Origin of the sequence: Acinetobacter kookii (assembly GCF_900096895.1) — a bacterium.
Lineage (GTDB): Bacteria > Pseudomonadota > Gammaproteobacteria > Pseudomonadales > Moraxellaceae > Acinetobacter > Acinetobacter kookii.
Genome location: NZ_FMYO01000001.1, coordinates 802,709 through 818,606 on the forward strand (window position 1 = coordinate 802,709; position 15,898 = coordinate 818,606).

The following is a 15,898-nucleotide window of genomic DNA, read 5'->3' on the forward strand; positions in this document are numbered from 1 at the left end:
CTATTTAGCTTATTCACATGCTCTTTAACGACTAAAATGAAACCAGACTGATTTATGGAATTTTCTCTATTAAAAACAAGAGCTAAATCCAGAATATAAAAAGCCCAAACAACCTTGGGCTTTTCAAAGACATTGGCTGGATTAAACAAGGAAAATTAGAAAATCCGGTTTTGTGGCTTTTCTGCCTTTGGCAATTGATCGGCAATTTTCTGGGCAATCGCCATATAACTTTCCGCAGCATCATCTCCGACCAGCACAGAAGGTTTACCGGCATCGGCATTTTCGCGAATTTGCACATTTAACGGTAAACGCCCGAGTAAAGGAATATGGTATTGTTCAGCCAGTTTGTCACCGCCCCCTGTACCAAAAATCTGTTCCTCATACCCACAATTAGAACAGATATGCGTCGACATGTTTTCGACTACGCCAATTACAGGAATCTGAACTTTATTAAACAGTTCAATGCCTTTGGTGGCATCCAGCAAGGCAACATTTTGTGGTGTGGTAACAATGACCGCGCCTGTCACCGGAATGCGCTGCGCCAGGGTTAATTGAATATCGCCTGTTCCTGGTGGCATATCAATCATCAATACATCCAGGTCTGGCCATAAAGTCTGGTTAAAGAGCTGCATTAAAGCACCGGTGGCTTTGGGACCGCGCCAGGCAACCGGCGTGTTGTGGTCTCCGGTTAAATGGCCAATGGAAAGCACGGCCATGCCATATGCATCTAGCGGAACAAAATTCTCTGCTTCAATCATGGGGGTACGTCCGGCATTGCCCAGCATGGTCGGAATACTTGGCCCGTAGATATCTGCATCCAGAACACCGACTTTTAAGCCCAGTTTTTGTAAAGCCAATGCAAGATTGACGGTGGTGGTCGATTTACCCACACCACCTTTGCCCGATGAAACCAAGATCACATTTTGAATACGCGGATGCTTGGGCACATCTCTTTGCTGCGGTGCGGGTTTCTGGATCGGTGGATTATTCGGATCTTCCGCAGCTTTGCTTTCAGCTGGAGCCGTTTGTCCAGCAGCATCTACCACAGGGGGAAGTTTTTGCGCTGAAGCTGCCGTTGAAGCCTGTGCATTACTTGCACAGCTATGCCCCTGTTTGCCATGATCAGGGTTAGAACAGCTTTCACCGTGTTTATGCTTTTGCTGAATAACATGCATATTCAGTTCCCGGATGCCGCATTTTTCCAGTGCATCGGCCAAATCATCATGAATTTTTTGCAGATGATCAGCTTCTTCGGGATAAGTATGCAGAGTGAGTTGTAATACCTGACCTTCTACATTGACCTGAGTAATCCGGTCTTTCAGGGCATGCTTGGAATTGGGCAAGATATAGCCCTGTAGCACATTCTGGATTTCTTCCTCCTTCACCTCTTGCGCGGGTGAAAACACAGATTTAAGCGAAGAAAGCCACGACATAAGTTTACTCCAAGTATGGGCATACAGCATAGTTTAGCTTTAAATGCGGCGAAGGTTAAGCATAGTTCTATATCGCTGGAAGTATGGGAAGATAAATTCAAATGAATCTCCTGCTTGGACGATTCAATATTGTTTTTATCTAGCTCTATAAGACATCTTGTCTGCATACATAAAGAACATACGATATAGATATGATAAAACAGTCTTAAGTCCGATTGATTTGTCTGCCAGTCTGTTTATTTCTGTTAATAATTCTGCTACAGACATGCTGCTATTTTGTTCTTTATATTGTTAAATTATTATAATTTTAATTTTATTTTGGGGATAACATGTTATTTAAGTACCTAATTCCATTTATGTTTTTGTCAATAATGACATTTGGTCATGCAGCTGAAACAGCTTCAATACGCACGCCTGAAGGTCAAACTCTCAGCTTGGGCGATTCTTTTACTGACATGCAAACTCGTCTGCATTTATCTCCAAGCTCTATGGTTAGCCGCGAGTTCAAAGAAAATAAAAAAGATTATCTGGCTATGGACTATACCTATGAAGTTGAAAATATGCTTTATACCATTACCATTGTGAACGATCAGGTGAAAAAAATTGAATGGTTGAATACTGATCAGGACATTAAAAAAGATCAAATGACCAAAGAATGATTCAAAAGCATACATAAAAAAGATAGCTAAAGTGGATAATGCTTAGTGCCAAACTCCCTTTAAAACAGAGCAGGTCTAAGCTGATTATTTTTTAATTTACACAAGGTGTGGATGGCTGTTTTTTTTAGCTATTCAAATTGCAGCGGCATGTACAGCAAACCGCTGCAATACAGGATGAATTGTTTATCTCCAGCAATGTACTTGCGTTGAAAAAACCATGACTGCGACGAGGCACTCTGACCCTGATCTACCCTTTATTTAATCGGGATCATCAAGTGCTGGTAAGGTGTTCCTGGCCACATGACATAAGGTACAGCAGTATCCGGCTGGGCATTTTTGGGATACATGTCATAAAAACCGGGTTCGGCACCCACAATCATGACGTGAGGACCCGTCTTGATCCAGTGGTTACCTTTGGTGGTTTTTTGGGCATACGGATCGGTATTACTGGCATCGGTTCCTCCCTCTAACATGTACATAAAGCCGATTTTACCTACATTTGGCGGTTTGTGTCCCATCCAGGCTTCTGCCCATTCCAGCGCAGCCTTGTCCATGCACATCGGGTCTGGACCGGGGGTCGTCGGATTATCAGGCGAATGCCACCTGCCCCTTATAAATGGAATTGCCATGGGTCCACGGCAAGGCTTTCGACATGATTTTTTCAGCAGCACCCGCAGCATGCAAAATTTCCATCGATCGTTTGGTATAGACCAGGGCACGGCTACCTTCAGACAGTTGCAATTCTGACGATAACAAAATGACTTTCACACCCTGTTTCACCAAAAGCAGTGCCGTGGTCATGCCAATGGGACCGGCACCGACAATCGTGACCGTGTCTGCATCGGTGACCACAGCTTCTTGACTGTGAAAATGCGGAAATACCTGATATTGGTAATAAAGAGATTTTCGTGGCTGCGTTGCTGGAAAATGCATTTCGAACTCCTTGTCCTGATTATGCTAAAACGATATCAATCGTTTAATTAAACCCCTGCACATGCAATTCAGTTACACACTGAGATTGAATGTCTTCTTATCATCTTTTCATTTTGTTAATGATGCTGGCAGATCCTTTGCAGCCCGATGAATCCTCATAGTCCTTTGCTATGCTTGTCCTTTGGTCACAAAATCTGTAAGTGCCTGAGCGGTGGCTTTTAAAATACGGACTTTTTCATGTTCAAAGTCCATCGGTAAATATGCCTCATTGCCTAGTGCTGCAATACAGAACTCAATGTCACCGTGAATATTAAAAACCGGGACACAAAACGAGTTCACCCCTACCAACATATCGCCTGAAACAGTCGCTGCGCCCTGTGACACAATGTCCTGTTTCATATTTAAAAATTCGTTCCAGTTTGCCGGATAAACCTGCACACCCTGTTTTTGTTTGTCCTGCCATTCACGTTCAAGTAAAGGCCGAACCACATTTTCTGGCATAAAACTCGCAAATGCGCGACCCGTTGCCGAATTGAGTAATGGCATGATTGAACCGACCCGCGTGATGACCGATACCGGCTGATCAGGTTCAATAAACTGCACAATCAATGGTCCTTGCGAAGTCCAGCGACTGATTTGCAAACCACAGTGAATTTCACGATGCAAAGCCTGAATATAAGGCTGTGCTGCCTGAATCACATCGGTACGCTGAATGCATTGCAAGCCCAGCCGCCATGCCTGGTCACCCAATGCATAACGTCCATCTTCAAGCTGCTTGGCATAATTCATCCGCACCAAACTCACCACATAGCGGTGCACTTTTGCCGGATGCATCGCCAATGCTTCAGCCAGTTCCTTCAGCATCATGGGATTGCGATGTGCAATTAAGGCATCCAGCACACCCAGGCCCACTTCCAAGGATTGCACACCGCCTTGTGTTTTTTCTTCAGACATTAGTCGACAACTCTCATTTTGAATGGCGCCTATTCTACTCGAAGCCATCTGATTACCAAAAATCAAACCGCAGGAGAGCATCGAGAAATCTCAATTCAATTTATTAAATTTACGTAATACGTAATTAATTTATGTATTGCGTAATTTATGAAAATCAGTATGATGAGATTAATCCCAAAAATCAATAGGTCTTGGACATCAGATTCATGATTTTTTATAAAAATATTTAACTTATTGTTTTTAATATTTTTATATTTAATTTACGGACTGGTTTCAAGCCAATTTGAAACAAAAATTGATATCAGGGTTGCATTGACCCCGGTGGTTTTACATAAGGAACATGGACATGACTCGCCAATTAAAATCGTTTATTGAGGTTGCTCAAGATTCAGATTTCCCTATCCAGAACTTACCTTACGGCGTATTTAGCGAGACAGCTGAAGGCACACGTCGTATTGGCGTAGCCTTGGGTGAATGGGTGGTAGATCTTGCAGCATTGGAGGCGCACGGCTATTTAGCCCTTCAGTCGGGTGAACAGTATTTCAATCAGCCCACCCTGAACAAATTTATTGATTCAGGAAAATCCAGCTGGTCTAAAGTACGCGCAGAATTACAAAAGCTATTGTCTGCAGACAATGCTGAATTACGTGACAACAGCGCACTTCGTGAACAGGTGTTCTTTAAGCAGGCCAATGTGACCTTGCATTTACCGGTACATGTTCCAGGCTATACCGATTTCTATTCTTCTAAAGAACATGCAACGAACGTGGGCTGCATGTTCCGTGATCCTAAAAATGCCCTGCTGGCCAACTGGTCCGAACTTCCTGTGGGTTATAACGGCCGTGCCAGCTCTGTAATTGTCAGCGGTACAGACATTGTGCGCCCTTCCGGTCAGATCAAGTTGCCAAATGAAGAACGTCCGCAATTTTCAGCGTGCCGCAAGCTCGATTTTGAACTCGAAACCGGTTTTATCATTGGCAAACAAAATCAATTGGGTCAGCCCATTACCGTTGAAAATGCATGGGATCATATCTTCGGTATGGTGCTGTTCAATGACTGGTCAGCACGTGACTTGCAACAGTGGGAATACGTGCCACTCGGTCCGTTCAACTCCAAAACCTTTGCCTCTTCCATTTCGCCATGGATTGTCACCTTAGAAGCGCTGGAACCCTTTAAAACAAGTTCGCCTGTTCAAGAACCTCAGCCATTGGCTTACTTACGTGAAGACCATTCAGCAAACAGCTACGACATTCAGCTGTCTGTGGAAATTCAAGCTGAGCAGGCAGCACAGGCTGATGTCATTTGTGAAACCAATTTTAAATACATGTACTGGTCAATGGCGCAGCAATTGGCGCATCACACCATTGCTGGCTGTAATGTACAGGTCGGTGATTTAATGGGTTCAGGGACCATTTCCGGCCCGACCCCCGATTCTTATGGATCATTACTGGAAATTACCTGGAATGCGACCAAACCCTTAACGCTGAGCAATGGCGAACAGCGTACCTTTATTCAGGATGGCGACACCGTGATTATGAAAGGTCACTGTGAAAAAGACGGTTTACGCATTGGCTTTGGCGAAGTCAGCGGCAAAATTTTACCTGCACTTCAGTTTGATTTTCAGTAATTCCGGGGATCAAAGCGATGCAACTGTATACCTATTTTCGTAGCTCGGCGGCCTATCGTGTCCGCATTGCGCTGAATTTAAAAGGCTTAAATGCCGATTATATTCCTGTGCATTTGCTCAACAACGGCGGTGAACAACATAGCGATGCCTATAAAGCGGTCAATCCATCTGAACTGGTTCCAAGCCTGGTCGATAATGAATTTCAGCTCAGTCAATCGTTGAGCATTTTGGAATATCTGGAAGAACGGTATCCCGAGACAGCACTGCTTCCTCAAGATATTCAGCAACGTGCCTTGGTGCGTGCATTCAGTCTCGCGATTGCCTGTGACATTCATCCCCTAAACAACCTGCGTGTACTGCAATATCTGTCAGGCACACTGGAGGTATCGGATGAGCAAAAAAATACCTGGTATCGCCACTGGGTGGACACTGGTTTTAAAACTTTGGAAGCCTTGCTGCACAGCTCCAATGGCCGTTTCTGCTTTGGCGATCAGCCCACATTTGCCGACTGCTGCCTGATTCCACAAGTCTATAACGCCTTACGTTTTAATGTGGATATCACAGCTTATCCCAAAATTGCATCTATTTATCAGCATTGCAACACTCTTGCAGCATTTCAACAGGCTGCCCCAGAAGCACAGCAAGAAGCGGCTTAATTTCAAGAAAAGGACATTCAAAATGGCAATACAAATTGAAAAAATTCACCACGTTGCATACCGTTGCAAAGATGCAAAAGAAACGGTGGACTGGTACAAAAAAAATCTGAACATGAACTTTATTTTGGCATTTGCCGAAGATCATGTGCCATCGACCAAAGCCTTTGATCCCTATATGCATTTATTTTTAGATGCAGGCAACGGTAACGTTCTGGCATTTTTTGAGCTGCCTACTCAGCCTGAAATGGGTCGCGATGAAAACACGCCAAAATGGGTTCAGCATATTGCTTTAAAAGTCAAAGACCGTGCCGCACTCATTGAAGCCAAAGCACATCTGGAAGCCAATGGCGTGGATGTTTTGGGCATTACCAACCACGGAATTTTCCATTCCATTTACTTCTTCGATCCAAACGGTCACCGCCTGGAACTCACTTATGACGACGAAAAAGCGCCTGAAAAAATTGCCATGATTAGCGAAGAAATGAAAGAAGAAATGCTGGCTGAATGGTCGCAGACCAAACGTGCCCCGCACCATACGCATTTCCTGCATGCAGATGAATTGGAAAACAATTCTGCACAAGCCAAAGTTGATCATTGATTAAAAGGATAAATCGGATGAATAAATGGGTTGCAAGTGCAGCAGAAGCCCTGGATGGCATTGTTGCAGACGGTCAAACCGTTGCAGTGGGTGGTTTTGGCTTATGTGGTATTCCTGAAGCATTAATTGATGCCTTAAAAGACGCTGGGGTTAAGAATCTGACCTGTATTTCCAATAATGCCGGCGTTGATGACTTTGGTTTAGGCAAATTGATGCAAACCAAACAAATTAAAAAAATGATTTCATCTTACGTGGGTGAAAACAAGGAATTTGAACGTCAATACTTAAGCGGCGAGCTGGAAGTAGAACTCACCCCTCAAGGCACACTAGCCGAAAAATTACGTTCAGGCGGTGCTGGCATTCCTGCATTTTACACCCGTACAGGTGTCGGCACTTTAATTGCCGAGGGCAAGGAAAGCCGCATATTTGAGGGTCAGGAATATATTCTTGAAGATACCTTAACTGCCGATGTGGCCTTGGTCAAAGCCTATAAAGCCGATAAAGCCGGTAATTTAGTGTTCCGGAAAACGGCACGCAACTTTAACCCTGAATGTGCTGTGGCTGGAAAATTCACTGTGGTTGAAGTGGAACAGATTGTGGAGATTGGTGAGATCGATCCTGATGAGACCCATCTTCCGGGTATTTATGTAAACCGTATCATCGTCAATGCAACACCTGAAAAGCGCATTGAACAAATGACGTTAAAGGCGGAGGCTTAAATCATGGCTTGGACACGCAATGAAATGGCACAGCGCGCTGCGCTTGAGCTTGAAGATGGCTTCTATGTGAACTTAGGCATTGGGCTGCCGACACTGGTTGCCAATTATATTCCTGAAAATATCAACGTCTGGCTACAGTCTGAAAATGGCTTGTTGGGTATTGACGAGTTCCCGACTGCAGAAACCGTTGACCCCGATCTGATCAATGCCGGCAAGCAGACCGTGACCGCACGACAGGGTGCGGCGTTTTTCTCAAGTTCAGAATCTTTTGCCATGATTCGCGGCGGACACGTGAACATTGCCATTTTAGGAGCAATGGAAGTTTCGGAACGCGGCGATTTGGCCAACTGGATGATTCCAGGCAAAAAAGTCAAAGGGATGGGCGGTGCGATGGATCTGGTTGCCGGCGTGCAAAAAGTGGTGGTACTGATGGAACACAGCGCAAAAGACGGTAGCCCGAAAATCGTTAAAAATTGTGCCCTGCCCCTGACAGGTCAAGGCGTCGTGAACCGTGTCATCACTGAACTTGGCATGATGGACATCACTTCTGAAGGCGTAAAACTGGTTGAACTTGCTCAAGATGTCACGCTTGAACAGATTCAGGCAGCATCAGGGGTCGATCTGGTTATCCCCTCAGATGTGGTGGCAGCGTAAATTTTTCATGAAAAAAGCAGCTTCGGCTGCTTTGCTCTGTGCTGAAAATACAGAAGACTTTAATTTTGCAGCGTCTAATCAGGCAACCGGTAAAAGTTTTCTCATAAAAGTCTTCTCATATTTAATTGGGTTTTTAAATATGGTTCTTTTCAGCATGCTTTACGTTGATCCATCCAACGCAGCGGTTACCACTTGAAAGCGTGATCAGGCTTCCACGCACATCTCAACCACGAAATGCCGCTTCTATTGCAGCAATGTCAATTTTTCTCATCGTCATCATGGCATCAAATGCACGTTTGGCGGCTGCACGGTCGGGGCTAGTGTATGCCTTGGTTAGGGCAATCGGCGTAATCTGCCAGGAGATGCCCCATTTATCTTTACACCAGCCGCATTCGCTCTCCTGACCGCCATTGCCAACAATCGCATTCCAGTAGCGATCCGTTTCCTCCTGATTCTCGGTCGCCACCTGAAATGAGAACGCTTCGTTGTGCTGAAACACGGGGCCACCATTCAGCCCGAGGCAGGCAATGCCAAGTACAGTAAACTCCACAGTTAAAATATCTCCTTCCTTCCCTGACGGATAATTTCCAGGTGCATGGTGTACCGCACCGACCGATGAATCTGGAAAGGTCTCGGCATAAAATCTTGCAGCGCCTTCAGCGTCATTGTTGTACCACAGGCATATGGTATTCTTTGCTATATTCATCATTTCACCTCTTTATAAAGAATGCGGCTTATGTGATTCGGAATGACTAGCACGCGTTCCCCATATTGGTTTAAATATTTTGTTCAATACCGTTTCTATATTTGACCAAAAAATGAAATAGACCTATTTCATAATTGTATTTTTATTAGACTTCTTTCATAAATCATTTTAAAAACTAAAATTGTTCGTAAAGCTGAAAATGAAAATGATTCAATTCATTTTTTACCAAAGAAATTTGAGTCTTGACTTGGAAGAATTCTGGGATAATTTAATGATTGCGACTTTTATTAAATACCGATTTAGAGTTCAACCTAATCTGCATAATATTTTGAACATCTAAATCCTTATTTTCATTCATGAACACCGCATTAGACTTAAGTAGTAAAAGATAGAGCATATTTACACAGGAATTGATTAACGTAGGCTTTTTGATAGTTTTTTTTGATGCTGCCATGCTTAGAAAAATAGCTAAAATTACTCCATCTGGGCGATTGAGTCTGATTTAAAAATAAACGATTTATCAAAAGAAACAAAAAATGTACCGCTGAACTTCTCCATAACCGCATTCGGACTTGCCTAAAGGGTCAGGATGGCTGATCGCGATGCATGCTCAGATCAATACATGACAGTATTTCAAGGATTTTTCACCGCTATGGGCTTACTTTCTTTGCGATCAATAACATACAAACAAGAACTCTACATCCAGTGGTTGCCGTAGTTGAATCACGGTTATTCATAGTCAATGGCGCGATATAGCCCAACAAAATGCGACATGCTAAGTCCATCCCGATCGAGTTGATGCTAAACAGGACATTATTGGTTTTTTGTCCCCTCTTAGATTCGAGGTCCTTAGCTTGAGTAAAGTCCAGAATCGCGTTGTGCAGCGCCAAGTACCCATTTCAAGTGCCCATTTAAGGCAAATACACTTTCCAGATCAAACGTCACTTTAAGCTTGATGCAGTGCGGCTTTTCACATCAACGCCTTATCCCAATCTTTGTTTTATGGACTGAGAGAAGTTCAATTCTTCAGCAACGATTATAAAGTCATGCAGTCGCCATAATTTTATATAATTGACCCGTCGATTAATAAAAACATCACACCCAAAAAAAATAAATAAGCCCAGATTAAATACAAGTATTTTAGTAGGAATTACAACTTTAACCATCATTTTAAAATACAAAAATTAAAATAAAATCAAACCTTAAAAACACTAGTAATTTAGTAGGAATTACCCCTGAAGAATAATTAACAAGCAGATCAAAAAGAATAAACTAATTTAAACTAAATGTTTAAAAATAAACAATATAATTAAAAAATAATTTCATTTAAATAAAATTCATTAAAATAAAATAACACATTTTAAATACCAGTAATTTAGTCGGAATTAATATAAAAAAAACACCCCGATTAAAATAAAAAATAAATCAAAATCACGACCAATTTAATAGGAATTAAACCACCGACAATAATCCATTTAATATCTCAATTAAAATAAAAAATATATTTCATCAAAATCCCCTTTGCTTCCATCATCGTTGCAAAGTTTGAATCTATGACTTTGTACCTAGACGGGTCACAGGAGAAGTTTTCATGAATGGAAAAATTGATGTGTGCGAAATCGACGCTTTGGTCGATGCACAAAATGGACGTATTACCCCAGCGATCTATACCGATCCTGGTCTTTATGAGCTGGAACTTGAACGTGTCTTCGGCCGTACATGGTTATTCCTTTGCCATGAAAGCCAAATTCCAAAAGCGGGCGACTTTTTCAATACCTATATGGGCGAAGACCCGATTATCGTGGCACGCCAAAAAGACGGTTCAATCAAAGCATTTTTAAATCAATGCCGTCACCGTGCGATGCGTGTCAGCTTTGCAGACTGCGGTAATACCCGTGCCTTTACCTGTCCGTACCATGGTTGGTCCTATGGCGTCGATGGTTCACTGAAAGACATTCCATTAGAAGACCGTGCTTACCCACAAGGTGCCTGCAAAGAAAAATGGGGCCTACTCGAAGTCAACCGTGTTGAAACTTATAAAGGCCTCGTTTTCGGATGTTGGGATGAAACCACACCTGACCTGATCGACTACATGGGCGATATGGCATGGTACTTAGACGGTGTGCTGGATCGTCGTGAGGGCGGTACCTGTATCGTGGGTGGCGTACATAAATGGGAAATTGAATGTAACTGGAAATTTGCAGCGGAACAGTTCGCCTCTGACCAATACCATGCCCTGTTCTCACACGCATCTGCGGTACAAGTACTTGGTGCAAAACCGGATGATGAATCGACCAAAACCTTAGGTAAAGAACAGACGCCTCGCCCTGTGTGGGAAACTGCCAAAGATGCCTTGCAATTCGGTTCTAAAGGTCACGGTTCAGGCTTCTTCTTTACTGAAAAACCCGATGCAAACGTGTGGGTCGATGGTGAAGTTGCCAACTATTTCCGTGAAACCTATGAAGAAGTGAAAGAACGTTTAGGTGAAATCCGTGCCTTACGTCTTGCCGGTCACAACACCATGTTCCCAACGCTGTCTTGGTTAAATGGTACCGCGACGCTTCGTGTCTGGCATCCACGTGGACCAAACAAAACTGAGGTTTGGGCATTCTGTATCTGCGATGCGGATGCACCACAAGACGTAAAAGATGCATTCGAACGTTCTGCAACACGTGCTTTTGGCCCTGCCGGTTTCCTTGAGCAAGATGACTCTGAAAACTGGGTAGAAATCCAGAAAGTACTACGTGGCTATAAAGCAAGAAACAGCAAGTTGATTGTTGAAATGGGTAAAGGTACTGAGAAAGTCCGTGAAGACGGTGTGCCCGGGATCACCAGCTATATTTTCTCTGAAACAGCCGCACGTGGTTTCTATCGTCGTTGGGCAGATCTTCTGATTCATAAAGAATGGGAAGACGTTGAAAAAGCAACTGAAGCATATGAGAAGGAGCTTGTGAAATGAGCCAAGTGAGCCTAGAACTTCATTACCAAATTAGCCAGTTCCTGTATCGTGAAGCGAAACTGCTGGATGACTGGAAATTCCGCGAATGGTTAGACCTCTTAGCTGAAGATATTTCCTATACCCTGCGGACTACGCCAAATGCTCAAACCCGTGACCGTCGTCGTTCTGTTGAACCACCCACAACCTGGGTATTTAACGACAATAAATTCCTGTTGGAACGTCGTGTGGCACGCCTTGAAACAGGTATGGCTTGGGCTGAAGAGCCTCCATCACGTACCACGCACATGGTCTCTAACGTGATTGTGGAGCCGACTGAAGTTGAAGGCGAATACGATGTGTATGTGACTTACCTGCTCTATCGCTCACAGAAGGAAAAAGACGTGGTGATTTACTGTGGTAAACGTCATGACAAGATCCGCAAAGTGGAAGGCGGTTTAGGTTTCCAAATCTTTAACCGCAAGATCACCCTCGATCAGGTGACCTATACTTCACATAACTTAAGCGTGTTCTTCTAAGAACGGATCGGCAGCCGAATATGGCTGCCTTTTTTTCAGGAGCTTCTCATGGCCGTTAAACTGATTTGTGCATCGCATAGCCCGTTAATGGAATTTGCGACACCTCAAGAACAATACAAAGAACAAGCCGTTCGTGATGCTTTTGCCAAACTTGCAATTGAGGTCAAAGCCTATGACCCGACCCTGATCATTAGCTTTGGTCCTGACCATTTTAATGGTTTCTTTTATGACTTGATGCCAAGTTTCTGTGTGGGCATTCGTGCCACCGCAGCAGGTGATTGGGATTACGGTAAAGACAATGATCAGATCAATGTCCCTGAAGAGAAAGCCTTGGCCTTGGTGCGCCAAGTGCTGGATCAAGGCGTGGATGTGGCTTATTCCTATCGTATGCAAGCCGATCATGGCGTGACCCAACCCCTGCACTTCTTGTGTGAAGGTCAGCTGGACCGTTATCCAACCATTCCGATCTTTGTCAATGGCGCTGCTGCACCGATGCCCACCACCAAGCGCACCATTGCTTTAGGTCGTGCTGTGGGTCAATTTATCCAGTCTTTAAACCTTGAAAATGAACGTGTACTGATTTTGGGAACCGGTGGTCTTTCTCACGATCCACCGACACCGCAAATGGGATCCGTGCCGCCTGAGGTGGAAGAATTCCTGATTGCGGGTCGTAACCCAACAGCTGAAGCACGTGAGGCACGTCAAGCCAAGGTCATTGCTGTGGGGCAAAAATTAGCAGCGGGTGATACCTCTGTTTCAGTGCCCTTGAATCGTGACTGGGATTTGGCTTTGCTGGAGAAATTCGAAAATGCTGATTTTCCAGCTTTAGAGGCCATGACTGAAGCGGAGATTCGACGGGATGGCGGTCGTGGCGGTCAGGAAGTTCGGGCATGGATGGCAGCTTTTGCAGCCCTGCATGAAGTGGGTCACTACGAGATGACAACACATTGCTATGAAGACATCAGTGAGTGGATCGCAGGCTTCGGCATCGTATCTGCAGAATTAAAAGCTTAATCACATCAGCAACATCGAAACCATCCGTGGCCATAGGGTAAATAAAATCAACGCTGAAGCACCTACGGTTGAACTTCAAAATGGTGACGTTGTTGCTGATCACAAACTGTTGCTTACAACTGAAGGTGCAGCACATCAATAGCGACCAGAAAAAGAGGTACACGATCGAAATAAAGGTAAAAGACTCGGTTTTGAGATTCAATTTAATCGCTGGAATCTACAACTTGGAACGAATCTACACCTTGAAACTAAATAAAAGTGATTTAGGAGAGATTTATTATTGAGTATATTTAATTAATGAATACAGAACAGATAAGAAAAATAAAAATATCCAGGCGAAAAAAAACCATCGTTTAAAGTGATAGTAAAATAAAAGCTGTAAAAAAAATGCTGAAGTTATGATCAGGAAAATCCAGGTGATCATTCCCACAGAAAGATCATGGTCCAGACAGTTCAAGTATAAAGAAATACCCATAAAAATAAATGAGCATATTTTTAACGAAGATTGAGCATAATCAAAGGTCAGGAAATTATAATTGAGTTTTTTCATTCCACTTTGACTGGTCATACACAGCTGCATCATTGCAACAATTGCCCACAATATTGCAGCCAAACTCATTTAGCCACCTCCCTCATTTTTATTTTCCTGAAATAATAACAGGCAAAAATATATCCTGTGGCTATGAATATAAATACCAGATCAACGCCTGCCACCGACCATTGCTGATGCCGCAATGTATTGAAAATGAAAGCTTGTGGAGATAGAAATATTGGACTGAATACCGTCATCCATAAAATAAAAGCTGTAAGTATGAAGGCTAAAACAATGGCTTTTTGCATTTTAACCAGCATCGGAATGACCAGAATTCCAATCCAGCTCATAAAAAATATGAATAACTCATACTGAACCCGATGCTCAAGACTGGCCAGTAAAATCCGGTTAGCCAAAAAATACATGGCTGTTGCCAACGGCAAACCCAGGAAGGTGAAATAATTAAGGTAACTCACCACTGTATAACTTAATTTATTGTGCTGTTTAATGCGTTTCCTTTGCCATAATAAAGCTCCCGCGACCAGCATGATACAACCGATTAAACCTAAACTTGCCAGCATCCATCTCATCCATTGACTGGCATAATATCCTAAATGAATGCCATAGGTTGCCGAACTGATTTGAGCGACAGGATGCAGGTTTCTTTCAGAACTCAGATTCTTCCCGGTATTTGCTGCAAAAATAAATTGTGGATTATTGAAAGTAATTAATTTGTTATATCCATAATCAAACGTAATTAACGCTTCTGCAGTATTTGGGTTTTTGACTTCAAATTTTTCCAGAACAGCCCCATTACTCCCCTGCTGAGGCAATTGACGAGAAAATATGGAGAATTCTTTTAATTGAATACCTGAATCTTCTGCCGGTTTTGGAACATTGCTATATTGTATTTCACTATAAAACTTTTTTATTCCATTCTCGCCATATTGTTGATGAATACCCATAGGCATGAGCAGATAGAAGAAAATCATGACACCGGTAAAGGCCATAATCAGATAAAAAGGCAGGGTCACTACGCCGGTAATATGATGTAAATCCAATAAGGTACGCTGTCCCTTGAAACTCCGGAATACAAAAAAATCTTTAATTATTTTTTTATGGGTAAATATCCCGGTGATTAATGCGATGAGAAATAGAACCCCTACAATCACAACAAGCATTCTACCCACGACATCAGGCAAAGGATAAAGACTGTAATGTAATTTAAAAAAGAAGTCACCCCCCAGACTTTCCCGACCCTCTGTTAAAATTAACCCTGTATTCGGGTCTTGCAGTTTATGGTACTTACTGGTTTGGTCTTGCCATTCCAAAGTGTTAAAAGGCATTCGGGAAGTGGCAAGATTCACTCGCCATCTTTTTGCATCGGGCGCATGGGTATTTAAATAATCATAGGCAACCTGGGCCGACTCAAGGGAACTGGGAGGCGCTTTTAGATATAAAAAATTTTCAGGTTTAGACCAGAGATTGATTTCCGTTCTGAAATAGGCAATAGACCCGGTAAAAAAAATCAGGAAAACTGACCACAATACAACGATACCGAACCAGCTATGTAAAATTGCCTGTACCTGGCGAAATTGCATTTAATGTTCTCCCAGTTTCCTTATGATCCAATAGCCCAGCAATAAAATATAACTAAGATAATTGATTCTCTTTTGCCATAATTTAGAGGGAATACAAGGAACTAAAACAGTATAAAAAATGAGAAAAATAAAACTTAGGAGAGCGGATAAATAGATATTTTCAGCTTTTGCAAAGGGCAAATAATCAGGTAAAACCCAAGAGATCCATAGGCTATAGCCATAAGCGGCCAAGCAGATATAAAAAATTTCTTGAATAGATAACCATTCTGGTTTCTGTTTATCCATTGACCTTATCTTTCATCACATATCAGGAAATGAGGAAGTATCTGTACGGCGAC

The 15,898-nt window shown here is 42.9% G+C and carries 17 protein-coding genes and 1 pseudogene; 11 read left to right on the forward strand and 7 right to left on the reverse strand.

The window, feature by feature from the left end; genetic code table 11:
- Positions 1-155 precede the first annotated feature (155 nt).
- Positions 156-1,433, reverse strand: coding sequence for an iron-sulfur cluster carrier protein ApbC (apbC, locus tag BLP85_RS03860; protein WP_092818799.1), 1,278 nt, complete (start codon positions 1,431-1,433; stop codon positions 156-158).
- 371 nt (positions 1,434-1,804) lie between these two features.
- Here apbC and BLP85_RS03865 point away from each other — a divergent pair, with 371 nt between their 5' ends.
- Positions 1,805-2,092, forward strand: coding sequence for a hypothetical protein (locus tag BLP85_RS03865; protein ID WP_092818800.1), 288 nt, complete (start codon positions 1,805-1,807; stop codon positions 2,090-2,092).
- Between the two features lie 254 nt (positions 2,093-2,346).
- On the opposite strand, the gene BLP85_RS03870 is transcribed toward BLP85_RS03865, so the two are convergent.
- The 3 genes from BLP85_RS03870 to BLP85_RS03880 form a co-directional block, all read right to left on the reverse strand.
- Positions 2,347-2,652, reverse strand: coding sequence for a hypothetical protein (locus BLP85_RS03870; RefSeq protein ID WP_171259608.1), 306 nt, complete (start codon positions 2,650-2,652; stop codon positions 2,347-2,349).
- A 28-nt stretch (positions 2,653-2,680) separates the two neighbouring features.
- Entirely contained in the window at positions 2,681-3,025 is a 345-nt protein-coding gene (locus tag BLP85_RS03875) for an FAD-dependent monooxygenase (protein ID WP_228143242.1), read from the reverse strand.
- A gap of 168 nt (positions 3,026-3,193) precedes the next feature.
- Entirely contained in the window at positions 3,194-3,979 is a 786-nt protein-coding gene (locus tag BLP85_RS03880) for an IclR family transcriptional regulator (protein ID WP_092818801.1), read from the reverse strand.
- A gap of 346 nt (positions 3,980-4,325) precedes the next feature.
- Here BLP85_RS03880 and fahA point away from each other — a divergent pair, with 346 nt between their 5' ends.
- The 6 genes from fahA to BLP85_RS03910 are packed head-to-tail and all read left to right on the forward strand — an operon-like array spanning position 4,326 to position 8,429.
- Positions 4,326-5,606 carry a fumarylacetoacetase gene (fahA, locus tag BLP85_RS03885; protein ID WP_092818802.1) on the forward strand — a complete coding sequence of 427 codons (1,281 nt, stop codon included), beginning with the start codon at positions 4,326-4,328 and terminating at the stop codon, positions 5,604-5,606.
- Between the two features lie 17 nt (positions 5,607-5,623).
- Positions 5,624-6,262 carry a maleylacetoacetate isomerase gene (gene maiA, locus BLP85_RS03890; RefSeq protein WP_092818803.1) on the forward strand — a complete coding sequence of 213 codons (639 nt, stop codon included), beginning with the start codon at positions 5,624-5,626 and terminating at the stop codon, positions 6,260-6,262.
- 22 nt (positions 6,263-6,284) lie between these two features.
- Complete coding sequence (locus BLP85_RS03895; RefSeq protein ID WP_092818804.1) at positions 6,285-6,860, forward strand: VOC family protein; 576 nt, start codon at positions 6,285-6,287, stop codon at positions 6,858-6,860.
- A gap of 17 nt (positions 6,861-6,877) precedes the next feature.
- Complete coding sequence (locus BLP85_RS03900; protein ID WP_092818805.1) at positions 6,878-7,579, forward strand: CoA transferase subunit A; 702 nt, start codon at positions 6,878-6,880, stop codon at positions 7,577-7,579.
- Positions 7,580-7,582: 3 nt separating this feature from the next.
- Entirely contained in the window at positions 7,583-8,233 is a 651-nt protein-coding gene (locus tag BLP85_RS03905; protein ID WP_092818806.1) for a 3-oxoacid CoA-transferase subunit B, read from the forward strand.
- The gene (locus BLP85_RS03910) at positions 8,217-8,429 is read left to right on the forward strand and encodes a hypothetical protein (RefSeq protein ID WP_092818807.1); all 213 of its coding nucleotides are present in this window, start codon (positions 8,217-8,219) and stop codon (positions 8,427-8,429) included. The genes BLP85_RS03905 and BLP85_RS03910 overlap by 17 nt, the downstream gene beginning before the upstream one ends.
- Before the next feature lie 27 nt (positions 8,430-8,456).
- Here the strand turns inward: BLP85_RS03910 and BLP85_RS03915 are convergent, their stop codons facing one another.
- Complete coding sequence (locus tag BLP85_RS03915) at positions 8,457-8,939, reverse strand: VOC family protein (RefSeq protein ID WP_213031968.1); 483 nt, start codon at positions 8,937-8,939, stop codon at positions 8,457-8,459.
- A gap of 1,591 nt (positions 8,940-10,530) precedes the next feature.
- Here BLP85_RS03915 and hcaE point away from each other — a divergent pair.
- The 4 genes and pseudogenes from hcaE to BLP85_RS15140 form a co-directional block, all read left to right on the forward strand.
- Positions 10,531-11,898, forward strand: coding sequence for a 3-phenylpropionate/cinnamic acid dioxygenase subunit alpha (gene hcaE, locus BLP85_RS03925; protein WP_092818810.1), 1,368 nt, complete (start codon positions 10,531-10,533; stop codon positions 11,896-11,898).
- Positions 11,895-12,413: a 3-phenylpropionate/cinnamic acid dioxygenase subunit beta gene (gene hcaF / locus BLP85_RS03930; protein ID WP_092818811.1), complete on the forward strand. Its 519-nt coding sequence runs from the start codon at positions 11,895-11,897 to the stop codon at positions 12,411-12,413. The genes hcaE and hcaF overlap by 4 nt, the downstream gene beginning before the upstream one ends.
- Before the next feature lie 48 nt (positions 12,414-12,461).
- On the forward strand, positions 12,462-13,427 hold the full coding sequence (locus BLP85_RS03935) for a 3-carboxyethylcatechol 2,3-dioxygenase (protein WP_092818812.1): 966 nt from the start codon (positions 12,462-12,464) through the stop codon (positions 13,425-13,427).
- Positions 13,428-13,440: 13 nt separating this feature from the next.
- Positions 13,441-13,566: pseudogene (locus BLP85_RS15140) on the forward strand (3-phenylpropionate/cinnamic acid dioxygenase ferredoxin--NAD(+) reductase subunit); the annotation flags it as partial.
- A gap of 476 nt (positions 13,567-14,042) precedes the next feature.
- Here the strand turns inward: BLP85_RS15140 and BLP85_RS03950 are convergent.
- Both BLP85_RS03950 and BLP85_RS03955 read right to left on the reverse strand, forming a co-directional pair.
- On the reverse strand, positions 14,043-15,560 hold the full coding sequence (locus BLP85_RS03950; protein WP_092818815.1) for a PepSY-associated TM helix domain-containing protein: 1,518 nt from the start codon (positions 15,558-15,560) through the stop codon (positions 14,043-14,045).
- Positions 15,561-15,845, reverse strand: coding sequence for a hypothetical protein (locus BLP85_RS03955; protein WP_092818816.1), 285 nt, complete (start codon positions 15,843-15,845; stop codon positions 15,561-15,563).
- Positions 15,846-15,898 lie beyond the last annotated feature (53 nt).